1 pseudogene is annotated in these 627 nt (G+C 50.4%); it reads right to left on the reverse strand.

The window, feature by feature from the left end:
- Nucleotides 1–627, reverse strand: a pseudogene (fadH, locus tag R7044_RS26250) (NADPH-dependent 2,4-dienoyl-CoA reductase); the annotation flags it as partial.

Raw genomic sequence — 627 nt, forward strand, 5'->3', positions numbered from 1 at the left:
GGTGACAATTGGCACAGAAACGTGCGGTTTCACCTTCTCGGTTACCCATGTAAATGCACCGCGAGGTACTTGCGTTGCAATGGTCGGAATACGTGCTTCATGCCAACCAATACCAGTGTTGATAATGGTGACGCCCGCGTCTTCCAATCCTTTGGCTAATTCAATCACATCTTCGAACGTGCTGCCCTGCTCGACGAGATCCAGCATCGAAAGACGGAAAATGATGATGAACTTCTCACCCACCGCTTTACGTACAGCTTTCACTATCTCCAACGGGAAGCGCATGCGTTTTTTGTAACTGCCGCCCCAATCGTCATATCGCATATTGGTGCGCTTACAAAGGAACTGATTGATCAAATAACCTTCTGAGCCCATTAATTCCACGCCGTCATAACCGGCAAGTTGAGCGAGTTCAGCGCTGTTGGCAAATGCATCGATGGTCTTTTTGATCTGACGCTCGCTCATTTCACTCGGCGCAAACTTCGCGATCGGCGCTTTAATGCCAGAGGCGCTCTGCGCAAACGGGTGCATCGCGTAACGCCCAGCATGTAAAATCTGTAGTGCAATTTTGCCACCATGCTTGTGCACGGCATCGGTAACTACTCGGTGCGCCTTTGCGTGTTTTGG

This window comes from Vibrio sp. 1402 (assembly GCF_033340275.1).